At 56.7% G+C, this 16,899-nt stretch carries 12 protein-coding genes; 6 read left to right on the top strand and 6 right to left on the bottom strand.

Annotated features, from left to right (window positions below):
* Positions 1–448: 448 nt before the first annotated feature.
* From ACUIAI_RS08765 to ACUIAI_RS08740, 6 genes are all read left to right on the top strand, one after another.
* The gene (locus tag ACUIAI_RS08765) at positions 449–1,204 is read left to right on the top strand and encodes a Sir2 family NAD-dependent protein deacetylase (RefSeq protein ID WP_445342207.1); all 756 of its coding nucleotides are present in this window, start codon (positions 449–451) and stop codon (positions 1,202–1,204) included.
* Between the two features lie 852 nt (positions 1,205–2,056).
* Positions 2,057–2,710 (top strand): DUF1648 domain-containing protein, encoded by a 654-nt coding sequence (locus ACUIAI_RS08760; protein WP_445342206.1) that lies wholly within the window; start codon positions 2,057–2,059, stop codon positions 2,708–2,710.
* A gap of 47 nt (positions 2,711–2,757) precedes the next feature.
* A complete protein-coding gene (locus ACUIAI_RS08755; protein ID WP_445342205.1) occupies positions 2,758–3,129 on the top strand; it encodes an SdpI family protein in 372 nt (123 codons plus the stop codon).
* Between the two features lie 569 nt (positions 3,130–3,698).
* Entirely contained in the window at positions 3,699–4,136 is a 438-nt protein-coding gene (locus ACUIAI_RS08750; RefSeq protein ID WP_445342204.1) for a hypothetical protein, read from the top strand.
* Positions 4,137–4,554: 418 nt separating this feature from the next.
* Positions 4,555–6,582 carry a bacteriocin-associated integral membrane family protein gene (locus ACUIAI_RS08745; protein ID WP_445342203.1) on the top strand — a complete coding sequence of 676 codons (2,028 nt, stop codon included), beginning with the start codon at positions 4,555–4,557 and terminating at the stop codon, positions 6,580–6,582.
* A gap of 25 nt (positions 6,583–6,607) precedes the next feature.
* Positions 6,608–7,279 (top strand): ATP-binding cassette domain-containing protein, encoded by a 672-nt coding sequence (locus ACUIAI_RS08740; protein ID WP_445342202.1) that lies wholly within the window; start codon positions 6,608–6,610, stop codon positions 7,277–7,279.
* A 244-nt stretch (positions 7,280–7,523) separates the two neighbouring features.
* Here ACUIAI_RS08740 and ilvA read toward each other — a convergent pair whose 3' ends face one another.
* From ilvA to ACUIAI_RS08710, 6 genes are all read right to left on the bottom strand, one after another.
* Complete coding sequence (gene ilvA, locus ACUIAI_RS08735; protein WP_445342201.1) at positions 7,524–8,789, bottom strand: threonine ammonia-lyase; 1,266 nt, start codon at positions 8,787–8,789, stop codon at positions 7,524–7,526.
* Between the two features lie 255 nt (positions 8,790–9,044).
* The gene (gene otsB, locus ACUIAI_RS08730) at positions 9,045–11,510 is read right to left on the bottom strand and encodes a trehalose-phosphatase (protein ID WP_445342200.1); all 2,466 of its coding nucleotides are present in this window, start codon (positions 11,508–11,510) and stop codon (positions 9,045–9,047) included.
* A gap of 162 nt (positions 11,511–11,672) precedes the next feature.
* Positions 11,673–13,583: a glycoside hydrolase family 13 protein gene (locus ACUIAI_RS08725; protein ID WP_445342198.1), complete on the bottom strand. Its 1,911-nt coding sequence runs from the start codon at positions 13,581–13,583 to the stop codon at positions 11,673–11,675.
* Between the two features lie 87 nt (positions 13,584–13,670).
* On the bottom strand, positions 13,671–14,570 hold the full coding sequence (locus tag ACUIAI_RS08720) for a carbohydrate ABC transporter permease (RefSeq protein WP_445342197.1): 900 nt from the start codon (positions 14,568–14,570) through the stop codon (positions 13,671–13,673).
* A 1-nt stretch (position 14,571) separates the two neighbouring features.
* The gene (locus ACUIAI_RS08715) at positions 14,572–15,510 is read right to left on the bottom strand and encodes a carbohydrate ABC transporter permease (RefSeq protein WP_445342196.1); all 939 of its coding nucleotides are present in this window, start codon (positions 15,508–15,510) and stop codon (positions 14,572–14,574) included.
* 20 nt (positions 15,511–15,530) lie between these two features.
* Positions 15,531–16,829, bottom strand: coding sequence for an ABC transporter substrate-binding protein (locus ACUIAI_RS08710; protein ID WP_445342195.1), 1,299 nt, complete (start codon positions 16,827–16,829; stop codon positions 15,531–15,533).
* Positions 16,830–16,899 lie beyond the last annotated feature (70 nt).

Raw genomic sequence — 16,899 nt, 5'->3', positions numbered from 1 at the left:
AGCGTTCAGCTTCCTCTCGGAAGAAGAACCGCCGTGTTGAGCAGCAAGAGATAAAGTTACCACGAGCCGGCCAAAACGCAACCCGGCACCTCCGAAAAGACCCTCAAAACAAGCTATAACAAGCCCTCAGACGGCGTGTCGTTACATGTCCCTTTTTAACTTTAGACGTCGCGAAGATTGGACTTCAGCGCACTGCCACGGCTTCATGCACACATTTTATTCACAAAGTGACGATCGGGTCCCAGCGCCATTGGCGTGTCGGCATAGTCCCTTCATAGTCCTTTTGAACTCTGCTCATAGTCGGCTGTATCCAATGCGGAGTTCACCTTCCGTTCTCGACCGCCAGTCATCCACAGCCTACGAATATGAACGTTGATATAGATGTATGTTCGCGCACTATGTTGGTCTGCGAGTCATGGATTCTGTTGACGGATGGTAAGACGGGTGTATGAGCACAACAATTGCAGTACTGACCGGGGCGGGAATCTCGACTTCCGCCGGCATACCGGATTTTCGCGGGCCTGACGGGGTTTGGACCAAGCATCCCGATCAGATGAACGTTTATGACTTGGACCTGTTCATGAGTGACCGGAAGCAGCGGGAGTATTCATGGCGGTGGCAGAAGGAGTCACCAGTCTGGAAGGCCCAGCCCGGAGTAGCGCACAAGGCGCTGGCCAGGCTGGAGCAGGCAGGCATGCTGAACCTGCTGGCTACGCAGAACTTCGATGCCCTCCACGAGAAAGCCGGCAACTCCGAGGATGTCATCGTCAACCTTCACGGGACCATCGGCAGCTCCCATTGCATGAAGTGCGGTCAGGCATATCGGACGGCCGACATCATGGCCAAGCTTGATCAGGAACCCGATCCACACTGCCACAAGCCCATGCCCTACCAAGGCAACATGCCATGCAACGGCATCATCAAGACTGATGTGGTCTACTTCGGTCAAGCCCTGCCCGAAGGAGCCATGGAGAAGAGCATGAGGCTGGCCACTCAGGCCGATCAGTTCTGGGTGATTGGCTCCACCTTGGAAGTGTATCCAGCAGCTTCGCTGGTGCCGGTTGCGGCCCAGGCAGGCGTGCCAATCACCATCATGAACATGGGCTCGACCCAATACGATTCCCTGGCAACCCGACTCATCCACGAACCTATCGAAGAGGCACTGCCCAAACTCGTCGACAAAACCATCGCCGGACAAGGATGATTCCCCAACCGCTCCGTGCAATTACTGGAACAGATCTGCGATCTGCAGGTTTCTGATGGGCCCTGCAAGAACCTGCAGGGCCCACTATGGCAATCCTTGAGCCGTTTTCCGTCTCACTACAGACAGACTCCGCCTGTACCGGTCCCTGTCAGCGTCGTTTTGGAACCCCGGCACCCCTATCACGCGGATACTCTGCATCAGAAAGCGAACCTCTGCCCCAGAAGAAGGACAGCGAATCGACTCCGGAAGCCAAAGTCTTCCCGCCCGAGCAAAGTATGATGCCCTGGACATGCCCTTATCAGCACCGGCAGAGCCGATTCTTTGCTCCAAAACACCCATGGCCACGCCACAATGATCAGTGGGTACCCCGCTGGCTTCCAGCCATACATCCCAGCGGAGCCTTTTCATCCCCGATAGCATACTTTTAGTAGAGCCTAAGCCTGAAACGCCTTGTCCCAACAGAGCTCCGACGCTTCCAATATAGAATCTAAATCTCTGATAGTCACCAAGTAGATTAAACGTGTAATAGCCGAGCTGAAACTCGCCTGAAAGACAAGATCACGAGTCCAAATTCATCGGGGAAAGCACCGGCGCCTCTCGCCAGCGGAAAACGACCGATTATCGCTTGACAAGTACTACAATATTTGTCAATCGCATCACATTTTGCGATTGCATTTGATGAACGTATATCGACTAGGGGGTTGTTGATTATGGGTACTGTAACTAAGGAAAACGAAGAGTTAGTGGACGGAGTCTGTACCTTTATTTTGCGTTCCCGAAAGGGTGACGGTGGTTTAACGGTGTTGAATTGTGGACATCCATATTCCCAGTCATTAACGTGGAAGTTATGATATGAAAAAGTTGCTGTCGCCGTCCGTAATGTTTTCGTTCATTCTTGCTTTGGTGATGGCTATCGTACTTGGTAGTAACTATTATGCACTGCCTGATGTAGTGCCAACACACTGGAATGCTCTTGGGAAGGCTGATTCTTGGGGGGAAAAATATACCGTTCCGATTTTCCCTGCAGTCATTGTGTGTGCGGTGCTCATTGTTCTCATTGCTCGATCTGTACTCGTGATTAAACAAAGTGTTGGACGAGCGATTGACTCTATTGATGTTTATCTTCCTGTGGCCACTGCCGTTTCAGGGTGCGCTGCAATGGTGATGCTTAGTAGTTCAATGGAGCATCAATCACCAGCTTTTAGAAATCCAGTGAATCAATTTATTGTTGCTTTTTCGGTGCTTCTTGTACTGTCAGCCATCACAACAGTTCCATCAAAAAGGACCCTTCTGCAAGAACCCGGCAATGGAGATTGCTTTATGAAACTGTCAATTCGGACAGTAAAAATCATATGGGTTTCTGATCTTCTTTTTGTTGGAGTCGCAGGTCTTGTTGTCGCAGCATTGATATCGATGACTGGCTTCATGGCTCTTATGTTTGCCTTGATTGCCATCTTCTTATTGCTTATCGGTGTTGCAGCAGCGTTTGTCATATCCAACAATTAAAAATCGGATCCATTAGCAATAGTTTTCAAAAAAGAAAGCGAAATTCAATGGTAGCAGCACTTTGTGTATTGATGATGGTTTTGGCAATTTACTTTGTGTGGCTGTACCGAAAGGCGAAGCTGGGTAATTTACGCAGAAACGGGCAAGTCGGATTAAGGACTAAAGCCATAATGTCATCTGATGAAACCTGGGGGTATATTCACGCCAAGTATTCTTGGTTGTTCCTATTGGAAGCCGTAATTATGGCATTAATGTCGATAGACTTGGCGTTTAGTTGTATTTTCACTAAGGGTGTCAGCGCATTTGATCCCACTTGTTTGGTCATACTTTGGGTGTTGCTGGCAATAATGCTTGGAGCAACTGCTGTTATTGGAATTTATGCAAACAGTGATGCCAATAATTATAATAAGCGGGGATAGAGTTTCGGATATCTGAACTAGGCTATGTGTCGTAACAAGCAAAATAGTGGATTAATTCTGGCGTTCCGCTACTGATTACGATACGTAGCCTAGTTTATTTCTTATGTATCGTAAACGACCCAAAAACAGCCCACCACATCCATGCAATCACAGCCCACCAAACGTAACCACCCAAGCATCAGACCCACCAGCAATCACGAAACCGCCATCATCAACACACCCCAAGTGCATCAACCAGCGCAGACAGCAATCACGCCCAGACAAGCCACAATCAGGCCAAATCAAGAGAGGGACTTTGAATGCAGCAAAACCCTCTTAACCATACTCGCAGTGAGGCTAATGAGAGGTCCCCCTATATACTTATACAAGAAAACTTGAATTTTTGATTTTGACGGTGGATGACTTCGCTTCGCAGTCATTGGGGAGACGCTCATTGAGAAGCTGCGCGAACAGATTAAGAGCGTGGCCGGAGAACTGCAATCGCTGCCGGACGAAACGAGGAGACATGGACAAGAACCCGAACCAGAGCATCGAGGAGGGCCTGAGCGCGCAACTGCGCGAGACGAGGCATGGTACTCGAGGAGCTCGGGAACTACCAGGGCACGCAAATGCATCTCGCTACTAGCAGCCAGGTGAACCGCAAGGAGCAGTTGGAGGCGATAACCTCCACGACGGAACAGGCCAACCAGATGCTGTTGATCAGCTTGCAGCGATTAGAGGACTCAGGCGACAGGCAGAACGAAGCCTCAAGGAAGGTCATCCTCTCTGACTACAAGGCGTTCGAGGAAAGCGTGGAGCAAACGGCGAGCAGGAACGAAACACAGCTCAGAAAGATGCACGACGAGCAGCGGTACGTGAACGAGCGACTCTTGAGGCTGCAGAGCGAGCAGAAAAGCAGGCTCGACTCGCTCGCCCACGACGTCACACGACACCTAGACGAAGCACTGGTCTCACTCGATAGACAGGCCAGCGAGCGGATCAGACGAATGAGCAACCGGCTCGACTGACATCAGACCCGCAACTGGCTGACCGCCACGATCCCCACCAGTGTCATCACCAGCGACATTCCCTACATAATTCCGCATTACATCCACTAAAACATCCCATGCTCATGGTTTGAGTGTAACCAAGCAAACTGGTCGTGGGAGTGTTGTTCGAACTCCGGCAAGGGTATTGTTCCAGGAGTGGCCAGCGTCATCGTACCGGTTCGGATTCCACATCGGTATCAGTGGCATAAGAACGGTCTCTATATGTGAGAGGCCCGGATGAATCAGCTGTATTTATGGGGTAAAATAACCAGTGATGGAAGATTTTTCGCCATCATATTTGCCTTCAAAGGAGAAGACTATGAGGAAGTTTTGGTGAGGTGATTTGCGAATTCACTGGATTCAACGGTTGACGATTTGGGCTTCCTTGATTCTCACCATGGTGGTGACATTCGAGATGCTTATCACTATCGACCAGGAGCTTCCGGCAGGTACCGGTACCTCTTTCACCGTCGAGAGGGTTGATACCGCGACCAAGGCGGATGCTGTGCGTGCGATTGCCCAAGCTTCAAGAACTTTGGGGATCAATGTCTTCAAGATCCAACCTTCATTTCGTGACTCAATGAAGTCTCGTGTTCTCGTGGCCTTTGTGGGTGACCAAAAGTCTTTTCAACGAAATGGAGGGTACGATTATCCTTCCTTTTCAACGCGTGACCAGTCAACGAAGGTAGTTTCTTTTGAAGAGATTACCACCCAGGACTTGCGCGGAAGCTATGCGACCAATGCGGATAGGTCGCATATGGAACAGCTCGCCAAGGCTTTGTCACGTTCCCGGATAGTGGTTGACGAATCACAAAGCCTCTGGTCACGAGGCTTCTGGATAGCAGCGATGATATACGCGTTAGGGAAGGGTGGCCTTTGGGCGGGAGTCGTTATCATCGCCATCACATTGGTGGTTTCCACCGCGTATTCCCTGTCCAGGAACAGGAAGATACATGCGATCAAGGCGATGCACGGTTATACCAGCGGAAGGATACTCGTCGGCGAGCTGGTATCACTGCTCGCCACACTCGCCGTGGGATTGGTGACAATTACCTTAGTGGGATTACCTTTCCTCTGGTTTATCAATAACTTCCACCAGATTTGGCGACTCCTTCGAGCGCTGTTTGTCGCCGTGGCTGTATTGACAGCATATCTTGTCTTCCTGGCGTTGGCTTTAGGTGGTGCCAGTGCATTCCGCGATCGAATACCCGCCGTTCTCAACGGAGAGGGCAACGAACTCCGTGATGGCATCATCGCGGGTTTTGCCCAGTTCATGGTGGTGGCTGTTCTCTTTGGCACCATCAGCGGTTCTCTGAATAGAATCAGCGCGGTACAGAGCACCAGCCGGTCCTTGGCACAGTGGTCTCGCATCTCGGATCAATATGTCCTGAGGTTTTCAATCAACATCACACAGGAGGATATGCTCCGGGCAGCGCCTCCCCTGATGAAAGTGATCGAGGATCTTGACAGCAGAGGGAAGGCGATGTTGGTCGGGTATAACGGTGACTCCGTTCGTCCCGCTGATGGGAACAATGATCCTTACGAACCGGACGGATCCGATTCGATGATAGTGAGCCCGAACTATCTTGACAAACAACCCATTGCCGGACTTGATGGGAAACCGGTTAGAGTGGCTGGAAAAGAGATCGGGGCTTTCACACTCCTGGTGCCTTCATCATATAAAGGGGACCCCGGAGCCTTGTTGAAGAAATATGCCGAATATTTCAAGACACAGTGCCAACTGGGTGTTACCCAGAAACAGAAACCATATTCCTGCAACCCTCACGGCGTCTTGGTCCGCACACGTTCGGACCAAGACATATCCCTCTTCTCGGGGACCCAGTTCATGCCTGCAGAAGATCAGCAGAGGCTGTCTTTGAAAGATCCAGTGGTAGCCGTCACATCCCCATCGTCAGGGTTGATCAGCCCCATGGTATACCTGTCATACACATCAAGCGATAGTGTATTGTTCTCTGATCCGGAACTCTTGCAAAGCAAGCTGGACCATTATGGAATCTCTGGATACTTCCAGGGTATTGACAACGCCAAAGACTCGGTGGCGTATACGTTGTCATTATCCAGGAACGAGCAACGCGGGGACATTATAGCCATATCGTTCGGTCTGGCCGCTGCCATGATGGCCATCCTTGTGTGCTCGGCCGCGTATTGCGCAAGACGACGCAGGCTCTCCTTCGTCCAATTCATCCATGGATACGGGTTTTTCAGAAGACATGGAGGCTTCCTTATCATGCAGAACACCGGGGTGCTGCTGACCCTCATAGCAGTCGGCATGATCGGCTCGATGAACAAGGTTGCGGATCTGGTGGCTGGAACATTGCTCTTCGCCGGATCCAGCCTCATCATGGCCATTACCGTATCGGCATACGAATCAAGGTTCCGTGCCGACGACATCAAACGCCCGTGAATCCGCGGTGCGGAGGGAGATGCATATGACAGACGCAGGCATGCAGCCGACATTGAAAGTCGAAGGACTTACCAAGAGATTTGCAGAACACACGTTATGGTCGAGACTGTCCTTCGACGCTGGACCTGGTTCCATAATCGCAGCGAGCGGGCCGTCCGGTGCAGGCAAGACGACCCTGCTCAACTGCGTCGGCTTGTTGGAGGACTTCGATGAAGGCTCGGTCACTTACAACGAAGGGACATTCCGTTCCGGTTACTTACACAAGAGCAGGAAGGGACAGCGAGTGTGTCTTCGCGAAAACATAGGATTTCTATTCCAGAACTATGGTCTTGTCGAACAGTGGAACGTATCGCGTAACCTGCAGATTCCCCTCAAAATGAAGAAGCGCGAGCATCGCAAGGAACGGGACGAACGAATCGACAGCGTACTTGACATCGTCGGGATGAATGGCTCACAGAAGAAAAAGATTTACACCCTATCGGGCGGGGAACAACAAAGAATCGCCCTCGCAAGGCTCCTGCTCAAACAGCCGAGTGTCATTCTTGCAGACGAGCCGACATCTGCGCTGGATCAAGACAACGCTAACGTCGTAATACGTATACTGTGCGAACTTGCCCAACAAGGTGCCGCCGTCATCATCTCAACGCACAATGAAGAAATAAAGCAAATCTGTTCGTCGATTATCGAAATAGGCTGATATACCCACGTCCTCCACCCGCAGACCGTGACGACTCCGGGGAAGGGACTCCGCCTGTGATAAGACGCAAGCCAGCACAAGAATCGCCATAGATTGGCCCTTTAAGAACCAGCAAGTCCCATCAGCCAAGCCCAGCAAAGGCGTCGACCATTCTGACCGTTCTCTCGGCGATAATCATCGTCCATCATTGTCCCCGAACATCGGATGCCAGGCACAGGCACCGGATCCAATCGGAACATAGTGCTCAGTAGTTCTGATGGACCTGGAAGCCTCGACTGCGCAAGGTGTCCAGAATTTGGGTGATGTGATCGGGGCCGTTGGTCTCCACAGTTACCTCCAAGAGCACGCCGTTGTCATAGTGGCCAGAGGATTTGAACTGGTCGTGGTTCAGCTCGATCACATTGGCACGCAGGTCAGCCAGGACCGTGGCCACCTTGACCAGCTGGCCGGGAACATCGGGCAACTCCACGCCGAACTGCATGATGCGCCCGCGGGAGATCATCCCCCGTTGGATGACTGCACCCATGGTGACCGTATCGATATTGCCACCCGAGATGATGGGGACGATCACATGCGGACCCGGGGCCGATCGAAAGACATCGGATTGTAGATCCAGCTGACCCAGTGCTGCCAGGGAGACGGCGCCAGCTGCCTCGACCACCAGTTTGTGCTTCTCCAGCATGAATAGGATCATCTCGGAGATGTCGCTTTCAGTCACCTGGACCAGATCATCCATATAGCGGCTGAGCAGAGCATAGTTCAGATCGCCGGGACGTCTGACGGCTACGCCCTCGGCAGCCGTACGCATCTGATCTGCTGCGACCACATGACCAGCTGTCAGAGATTCACGCCAGGCCGGAGATCCGACCGGGGTGGCTCCGATGACTCTGACCTCAGGCTTGAAGGTCTTTACGGCGAGCGCCACGCCGGCGCCCATCCCGCCCCCACCCAGGGGAACCACGATATCGGTGACATCGGGCACGTCCTGAAGAATTTCCATGGCGATGGTCCCCTGACCGCAGACGACCTCGTAGTCATCAAAAGGCGGGACAAAGGTCATGCCGCGATCACGTGCCAGCCCCAGGGCGTAATCAGAGCTTTCATCGAAGACCTCACCCTGCAGGACAACCTCAGCACCATAGGCCCGAGTGGCATCGACCTTGAGCGGCGGCGTGATTCGGGGCATGACGATGGTGGCCTTCGCGCCCCGGCTGCGTGCGGCAAAAGCCACCCCCTGGGCATGATTGCCAGCGGAAGCGGTGACGATGCCGCGGTCCAGCTCGTCCTGATTCAGCGAGGCCACCTTGTTATAAGCTCCGCGAATCTTGAAGGATCCGGTCAGCTGCAGATTCTCCGGCTTGAGCAGAACGCGATGGCCTATCCGAGCACCCAGATCATCGGATTCCTCGATAAGGGTATGACGGGCCACACCTTCCAGACGTTGGGCGGCTTTGCGCAGATCAGCGGCATGATCGGACTCAAGACAGGCAGTGATTGTTGAAGTATCCATGCTCCAAGTATGGTCGGCCGGACCCGACCAATGGGGTCAGCCGTCAACATGGTGGACACCCAAACTTATCGAAAAACAAAAACATGTGGGTAATCAGACGTTTGGGCACCCAAAGACCGGACAAATATGAGAGCAAACCTGAAACAAGCAGACCGATAACCAAGCGAGCCACCAGCCCGCCCGTGAACTTGACGGACTTCACGAACAGTCACCGGTGATGGCTGGGGTCACCGGTGATGGCAGTGGTCGCCTGTCTTACTTGTCGTCAGTGAGCCGGGCATGCGCCTCGTCGACCACGGTATGGTCGTCGCGGAAGTCGTGGGAAGCCACGGGCTCATTGGAGTCACGGGCCACACCGGCGCCCAGGTCGGCCAGCAGCAAGGTGACCGCGGTCGGATCGTTGACCCGCAGCCGGGCCTTGGTCTGGCCGGGCCCGACCTTGATGGTCCAGCCCTTATCGGGCATGACCGCAAACATGGTCTCGTCGGTTTCATCGTCGCCCAGAGCCATCATGAAGTCGTAGTCATCGCTGTTGACGAAGGGCAGGATGGCCTGGCCCTTGCTGGTGGCTACGGGGGTGACCTCGACGACCTTGGAATTCTCCATGATCATCAGTCCTAGGCCGACTACTACGCCGCGCAGACGACGGAGCAGATCCTGACGCTCATGGTCGGCCACCTGGGCATCGCTCATCCGGTAGTGCCAGGCCACCGCATCGGACTTGCTTTCCACAAAGGAGTTGGGGACCCTGGTGGCCGATTCATCCATGATGGGCCGGATCACTTTCTGCCAGGTATCGGAGTCGGGCAGGCCTTTCGCCCGCTGCCACTCGTTCGAGTCGCTGCCGGGCAGGTTGCGGTTCCAGGCGCCATGCTCGGCAATCAGCCCCACCGGCAGGTCACCGAACCAGTCCTGCATGATCTGATGGCTGCGGCCGGAGACCAGCAGGAAGTCCACATCGGGATTGCTTCCCACCTGGGTCAGCAGGCGGCGAAGGGCCTGGGTGGGCTTGGCCCGCTCAGGACGGCGAACCAGCGGGGTCAGTGTCCCGTCATAGTCGCACAGGACCAGACGACGATGAGCGCCGTCCCACTGACGAACGATGGCGTTGTGGTGATCCATACGCAACCTCCTGTCTGTCATACCCGGAGCGGACACCTGCCGCAGGGAGTCGAGGAATGAGGTGCACCAGTTGGCTGCGGTGCGCACCTTGAGCCGGGCCTGCATGCGGATGTTGCGCCGCTTGGACTCCTCGGGGGTGATCTCCAGGGCGTTGTGCAGGGCCTCGCAGACCATGTCGATGTCGTAGGGATTGACGATGAAGGCATCGGTCAGCTCGTCGGCAGCCCCGCACATGTCCGACAGGACCAGGGTGCCGTCGCGTCCGTCATGGCAGGCCAGGTATTCCTTGGCCACCAGGTTCATCCCGTCACGCAGGGGGGTGACCAGGGCTACATCGCCAGCCGTGTAGATGCCGCAGACCGGCTTGATGGACAGGGATCGGGTGATGTAGTGGATGGGGGTCCAGGCCAGCAGGGAGTAGCGGCCATTGATTTCGCCCACCAGCTGGTCCACCTGGGCCTTGAGCCGCTGATAGGACTCGACGACCTCCCGCGAGGGGGTGGCCAGCAGGTAGTAGGTGACATGGCCCACCCACTCAGGGTACTTGTCCAGCATGCGGCCGAAGGCCTGTAGGCGCTCGGGCAGACCCTTGGTGTAGTCCAGACGGTCCACTGAAACAATGACCTTGTTTGACCGGCTACCCACCGAGGAGGCCGCCTGCTTGGCCAGCGTGGACTCGGGAATGTCCTCCTTCATGTAGTGGCTCCACCAGTTGGCGTCCGATGCGGCGGCTTCGTTGGCTGCTACCCCTTCAGCCGTCACCGAGGTGCGGTAGCGATGACGGGGGGACTTGCCGCAGACCTCGTCGATCCCTCGCCGCATGGCCCGAGCCAGGCTGGAGTGGGCGGTACGCCGGTAGAGGTTGTAATCGATGCCGATGGGGAAGGCGTCGATGGCTGCTCTGTGGCCGTCAGGCATCTCGACCACGCCGTCCTGGTTGACCGGCAGTTCGGGCAGCAGCCTGTGCAGCGAAGCCAGGAAGCTGGCGGAGAAGTCCACGGTATGGAAGCCGATCAGGTTGGCGCCCAGGACGCCCTCCAGGATCTCGCGGCTCCAGGGCAGGGAGCGGAAGATCTCGGCGCTGGGGAAGGGCACGTGCAGGAACCAGCCGATGGAGGCATCAGGATAGCGTTCGCGCAGCATCTTGGGCAGGAGCATCAGGTGGTAATCCTGGACCCAGATGGTGTCGCCCTTGCGGATGAGCGGCTCCACCACCTGTGCGAAACGCATGTTGACCTTGCGGTACATCTCCCAGTCCTCCTGGCGGAAGACGGCCTCATGCGAGAAGTCATGGAAGAGCGGCCAGAGGGTGTTGTTGGAGAACCCGGCGTAGTATCCGTTCAGCTCCTCCTTGCTCAGGAATATAGGAATGCACCGGCTCTCTCGGTAGGCCTGACGGATGCGGTCTAGCTCCTTTTCCGAGTACTTCTGAGGATCGATGCCGCTCCAGCCGATCCAGAGGCAGTCCTTATGGGAACGGTGATAGGGGCCGATGGCCGTGGCTAGTCCCCCCACGTTCTGGCGCAAAGTGTAAGAGCCGTCCTCCTGTGCCTGCAAGGACATGGGCAAACGGTTGGAGACGATGATCAGACGAGACATGCAACCCGCTTTCTTTTCCCGTCCGCGCCGGAATCGTCGGGATTGATCACAGCGCGAACCCATCGCCCCGGGACCCGCGGACCCGACCGGTCCGCACAGGCCCATCAGGGCATCGCTGACTTCCACTCTAGCCTGGAAAGCGTGCCGACGGCGGGGTTTTCCTCAGAGTCGGTAGACGAAGCCCTCCCAGGGGGAGAGACGGCCGGTCAGCAGGGAGCTGGCGGTTTGCTCCGGTCTGTAGGTTGATATGAGGATTCGATCGGGGTCCACCGCTCCGAGAGCCATGGAGGTGAATCCGGTTTGGTCCAGGCCCAGAAGTGCGGCGGTTTCAGGCGGCAGTGAGGCCGGGCGGCTGCTCAGATTGACCACAACCAGCAGGCGCTGACAGGGCAGGGCATCCAGCACGCTGGCAGCCTCGGGTCCCGACTTGGGCTCGGGCGCCTGGTCCAGGGAACGGGTGAATGAGTAAATCTGGTCCGCATCCGGATCCAGAAGGGTGAAGTCACCGGCCGCCACGACCGGATTGGTGTGCCGCAGGCGGATCAGCTCCCGGTAGAAGGCCAGGACCGAATCCGGATCACGCTGCTCAGTCTTGGCGTTGACCTTGTCCCTATTGGGGTTGACGGCCAACCAGGGCTCCTTGGGAGCGTATGGAGCCGTGAAGCCGGCGAACTTGGTGGAGTCCCACTGCATGGGGGTGCGGGCGTTGTCGCGGCTCATATAGGCCAGGGCGGCCATCATGGACTCCGGATCCTGCTCGTGCGCCTGATCGACCCGCTGATGGTAGAGGTTGATGGACTCCAGATCCTGGTACTGGTCGAGGCTGGTGAAGCCGGCATTGGTCATGCCCAGCTCCTCGCCCTGATAGATGTAGGGGGTCCCCCGGTGCATGTGCAGGAGGAGCCCCAGGGCCTTGGCCGAACGCGAGCGCAGCTCCTCGCTCGAGGTGTCGCCCCAACGGGAAACGATTCTGGGCTGGTCGTGGTTGTCGAAGTAGAGGCTGGCCCATCCGGCCTTGGCCACAGCCTGTTGCTGCTCGTCCATGGCCGCCTTGAGCCGGGGAACCCGGAAGGGGCGGATGTCCCACTTGCTGTCCCCGGTGTCAACCTCGGTCTGGGTGAAGAGGAAGAGCATGTCCAGCTCGTGGTTGGCCGGGTCGGTGATCTGCCCGCTGCGGGCAGGCGCCAGACTGGGAGCCTCCCCCACGGTCAGGTAACCCTGCCGACCCTGGAAGACCTGGCTGCGCATCTCTTGGAGGAACTCATCCAGCCTGGGGCCGTCCACGCAGAAGGGCACCGAGGACGAGTACCCCTCAGGCCCCACGGGACCATCAGCAATGGCCGATCCGTCCTCGCCGGGCAGGCGGCCCTCGGAGTCGACGGTCTTGGAGATCATGACGATCACATCCATGCGAAATCCGTCGATGCCCCGGTCCATCCACCAGTTCATCATGTCGAAGACGGCCTGCCGGACCTGGGGGTTCTCCCAGTTGAGGTCGGGCTGCTTCTTGGAAAACAGGTGCAGGTAATATTCGCCGCGCTGCGGATCGTACTGCCAGGCGGAGCCTCCAAAGTAGGACCCCCATTTGTTGGGCTCTGCGCCAGGGGTACCGGGTTCGTGGCCGGCCTTGGCGGGCCGCCACCAGTACCAGTCGGCGTGCGGGTCCTCCCTGTTGCGGGAGGCCTGGAACCAGGCGTGCTCATCCGAGGTGTGGTTGACCACCAGGTCCATGACCACCTTGATCCCCCGACGGTGGGCCTGGTCCAGAAGCTCGTCCATATCGTCCATGGTGCCGAAGATGGGGTCGATGTCCTGGTAATCGGCGATGTCGTAGCCGTTGTCGTCCTGGGGGGACTTGTAGACCGGACTGAGCCAGATCACGTCCACGCCCAGGTCGGCCAGGTAGTCCAGCCGTTGGGTGATGCCCGGCAGGTCGCCGTAGCCGTCGCCGTTGGTGTCCTGGAAGGACCGCGGATAGATCTGGTAGACCACCGCGTTGGCCCACCAGGGATTGGGGGTGGCTCCGTTGGTCCGTACCCGATCGGGCAGCTGCATGCGTTCTTCCTGGGTCATGGTCCTCCTCACGAAGATTGGGTTCCTGGGACTTCCTTGTTCTGTGACCTCCACTATAGGCTGACCTGACCGCCTGTCATGGCGGGGCTACTTGACAGCTCCTCTCATGACGCCGCTGATGACCCACTTCTGTGCGAACAGGTAGACGATCAGGATGGGCGCCAGGGCCATCAGGTAGCTGGAGAAGGCCATCGGGTAGTTGGTGGCGAACTGGGAGCTGAAGACATACTGCGCCAGAGGGATGGTCTGGCTGGTCTGATCCGTCAAAACGATCAGCGGCATGAGGAAATCGTTCCAGGCCCAGAGGGCCGTGGTGATGGCGATGGTCGCATTGATCGGACCCATCAGGGGGAAGATGATGGTCCAGAATATCCTCCAGGTGCCTGCGCCATCCAGGCGGGCGGCCTCCTCAAGAGCTGTGGGGATGGATCGGATGAACCCTGTGGCGATAAAGAGGTTGGTGCCCAGGCCCAACACCACGTAGAGCAGGATCAGGCCGGGCACGTTGTCCAAGTGCCAGCTGCCGAACTGCTTGGCGATGGGAAGCATGACCACGGGGAAGGGGACGAACATGGCCGCGATGAAGAAGTAGTAGAGGAAGCGGAAGAAGCGCTTGTCCATATTCCTGGCCACGGCATAGGCCACGAAGGTGTTGGTCAGCAGGGTGAGTGCCACTGCGCAGACCGTGACGATGGCCGAATTCAGCGCAGCCTTGGGATAGTTGACCTTGTTCCAGGCATCGGCGAAATTGTGCCACTGCCAGGAAGAGGGCAGGCTGAAGGTTCCGGCCTCCGCAGGGGTCTTCAGAGCCGTGACCACGGTGAAGTAGAGCGGCACAAGAATCGTCAGGGAGAGGACAGCCACGGTGGCCGTCAGCCACCAGTTGACCCTCTTGAGGCGCGACCCCGGGAATCCCAAATGCCGCCTTCCCCCTCTTTCTGATGATTGTGCCGGTGTCTGCGGGTGCATAAGCGCTGTCTGTGCCATCTCAGATCTTCTCCCCTCTTCTGGAAATGCCCAGCTGAATGAACGCGATCACAGCTAGGACGATGAAGAACATGACCGCATTGGCTGTCTGGTAGGCGTACTCGCCCCCGGTAAGGCCGCCCTTGTAGATGAGGTAGGTGACTGTTTCGGTCTTGGAATCTGGTCCTCCTGCGGTCAGAGCCACCACCTGATCGAAGGTGTTGAAGGCATTCTTCAGGGTCAGCACCAGATTGATGGTGAAGAATGGGCCGATCAAGGGGAAGGTGATCCTCCAGAATTTCTGCCACTCGTTGGCGCCATCGATGGATGCGGCCTCATAGACCTCCGAGTCGATGGTCTGCAGACCCGCCAGATAGATCAGGGTTGAATAAGCCACCGCCTGCCAGACCGAGAGGAAGACGATGGGGATCCATGCATAGTGCTCGCTGGTCAGCAGGGACTGGGAGAGCCAACCGATGCCCAGGGCCTTGCCCAGAGCCGGCAGGGGTGTCATGAAGATGTACTTGAAGACATAGCCGATGACCAGAACCGAGAGCGTGTAGGGAATGAAATAGATGACCCGGAACCCGTTCTTGAAGGCGATCCTTCCATTCAGCGCCACCGAGATGAACAGGGCGATGAAGTTGACCAGCAGGGTGATCAGGATAGCAATCAGCAGAGTGAACAGGTAAGCGTGGCCCACACGGCTGTCACGGAAAAGGGCGCCGTAATTCTTGAAGCCGATCCATGAATAGCGCCCGTATCCCTGGGAATTCGTGAAGGAGTAGGCCACACCTTGGAGGAAGGGCACATAGAGGAAGAGCGCGAAAATCAGGGAGGCCGGGACCGCCATCCAGTAGAAGGCGCGGTCCACCTTGCGATTGGAGAACCTTGAAGGCCGCTTTCTGGCCTTGGCTGTTGCGTCAGCAGTACGGATGCCGACGACCTTGGATTGTGCCATGTCTGAGTCCTGACCTTTCATCATTGGAAGTTCCTTGCTTGGACCTTGTCCCATTCGTTCTGCATGGAACCGATGAAGCCATCCACGTCCCCCTTGGTGACCATGGTCTGCAGATAGCCGCCGATATTGATGGAAGAGGGGATGTAATGGTCGCAGAAGTCGGCCAGTCGGTTCTGCTGGAAGAAGGGAAGAACCCCGTTCAGGGCCGGATCGCCTGCCTCCACCTTTCTGGTCGGTGTGAAGGCCGTCTGGGCCTTTGCATACGTGCGCAGCTGCTCGGGCTGCATCAGATAGCGGATCAGCCGCATGGCCTCCTTGGGATGCCTGGTGGTGGCGCCCATGGTCAGCATGACATCGTCGCCAGCCGTCAGTATCTGCCGGGAGGGGGAATCATTCGCCGGCATCTGGGCGAAGCCGAGGTCCACATCCGGATTGATCATCCTGATTTGCGGTATGGCGTAAGTTCCCAGGGGAAGAATCGCCACCTTGCCCTTGGCCATGTTCTGGGTGCCCTGCTGGTAAGTAACGCCCTTGTCGCCAGTGGAATGGCTGAAGAGCTCGACCTCGCGCCGAGCCGGCTGTGTCCACAGGGTCTTGAAATCGGTTTTCCCAGCCAGAAGATCCCTGTACTTGCTCTCAGGAACCAGGGTCCCCGCCAGCGATGCCAAGGGGGCCTGGGCGGTCCAGGAATCGGAGAGGGTGCCCTGCACAGGTTCGATGCCCTGGTCCTTGAACTTGTCCATGACGGCTGTGAACTCCGACCAGGTACGCGGCGGATTGTCAGGATCGACCCCTGCTTTTCGCCAAAGTGTCTTATTGTATATGTATCCGCTGGCGTTGCCGGCAAAGGGCAGGCCATACAGGCGCTTGGCCGAAGGATCCTTGGTCTGGACCAGATTCCTGGCTATCGACACCATGCCCGGATTGAGCTCCTTGACCAGGGGATCATCAGTGAAATCATGGAAGACCCCGGATGCCGCAAACATGCCGAAGCTGATATCACCGTTGAAGGTGATGACATCAGGCACCCGGTTTTTGACCAGACGGGTGCGCAAATCCGTCTGGGCGTCGGCCGAATTGTTGATGTTCACCCTGATATCGGGATTCTCCTTCTCGAATTGTGCCACCATGGCCTTGAACTGGTCGGCGGCCTCGAACTTGAACTGGAAGAAGTCCAGAGTGACCAGGCCTGAATCCGCGGAACCGCAGCCCGCCATAGCCACGACGGTCAACAGAGCCAGAAGTGAGGCGACTCCGCTGCGGACCCAGGCCGATACTCGGCCAAGCCCGGATCCTTCCCAACTGCCGATATTCTTCATATTTGGCTCCTTTACCATCCGCACGGGCAACAGTGACCTAGATGATTCTGCGGACCAGCATAGGGGACCG

It is taken from the genome of Bifidobacterium sp. ESL0827 (genome assembly GCF_052606685.1).
This window is presented reverse-complemented; position numbering and strand designations above follow the sequence as displayed.